Annotated in this window: 1 rRNA gene (only partly in view); it reads left to right on the top strand. The window is 53.3% G+C overall.

Going from position 1 to position 1,452, the window contains the following annotated elements:
* Window positions 1-1,452: ribosomal RNA gene (locus ACWICE_RS19650) — 23S ribosomal RNA — on the top strand (its annotated part extends 964 nt beyond the left edge of the window); the annotation flags it as partial.

Below are 1,452 nucleotides of genomic sequence, written 5' to 3'. Positions count from 1 at the left end.
ATGGAGTCTAGCAGAGGTAGAGCTACCGATTGGGTGCGGGGGAGTCAAATCCTACCAAATCCAGACGAACTCCGAATGCTGCTAGATATGGCCGGCAGTGAGGCTTTGGGTGCTAAGGTCCAAGGCCGAGAGGGAAAGAACCCAGACCATCAGCTAAGGTCCCCAAATCCGTTCTAAGTTGAACTAACGAGGTCCGGTTGCCCAGACAGCTAGGATGTTGGCTTGGAAGCAGCCATTCATTTAAAGAGTGCGTAACAGCTCACTAGTCGAGCGGCCGGGCGTGGATAATAAACGGGCATCAAGAACGGTACCGAAGCTATGGATTGCAATTTATTGCACTGGTAGGGGAGCATTCCATCGGGGGCGAATCCGCAGGGCGACCTGTGGTGGACCTGATGGAAAAGCAAATGTAGGCATAAGTAACGATAAGGCGGGTGAGAAACCCGCCCACCGAAAGACCAAGGTTTCCTGATCAACGCTAATCGGATCAGGGTCAGTCGGGACCTAAGGCGCATCCGAACGGAGGCAGCCGATGGCCAACGGGTTAATATTCCCGTACTGTTGATGACTGCGATGTGGTGACGGAGTAGTGACACTGCCGCGAACTGACGGAATAGTTCGTTGAAGGGCAAAGGTATTGGACCGGTAGGCAAATCCGCCGGTACAGCCGAAGCCCGATAGTACAGCAAACCCTCGGGGGCGCTGATAGCGCAGGTAAGCAGACTTCCAAGAAAACCCGCTAAGCTCCAGGTCATCAAGACCCGTACCGCAAACCGACACAGGTGGTCGAGGAGAGGATCCTAAGGTGCTCGAGTGAATCATGGCTAAGGAACTCGGCAAAATGGCCCTGTAACTTCGGGAGAAGGGGCGCTTCCTCCAGCGATGGAGAAGCCGCAGTGAAAAGGCCCAGGCGACTGTTTAGCAAAAACATATGGCTTTGCGAAATCGAAAGATGAGGTATAAGGCCTGACACCTGCCCGGTGCTGGAAGGTTAAGAGGGGATGTCATCCTCCGGGAGAAGCATTGAATCGAAGCCCCAGTAAACGGCGGCCGTAACTATAACGGTCCTAAGGTAGCGAAATTCCTTGTCGGGTAAGTTCCGACCTGCACGAATGGTGTAACGATCTGGGCGCTGTCTCAGCCATGAGCTCGGTGAAATTGTGGTATCGGTGAAGACGCCGGTTACCCGCAACGGGACGGAAAGACCCCATGAACCTTCACTATAGCTTAACATTGAAATTGGGTACAGGATGTGTAGGATAGGCGGGAGTAGTCGAAGCGGTTTCGCCAGGAATCGCGGATACGCCCTTGAAATACCGCCCTTTCTGTATTCGGTTTCTAATCCCATCATGTGGGAGACATTGTTTGGTGGGTAGTTTGACTGGGGTGGTCGCCTCCAAAAAGGTAACGGAGGCTTTCAAAGGTAAGCTCAGTACGCTTGGTAACCGTACG

The sequence above is a fragment of the Sphingobacterium sp. NPDC055346 genome (assembly GCF_053645235.1).
This window is presented reverse-complemented; position numbering and strand designations above follow the sequence as displayed.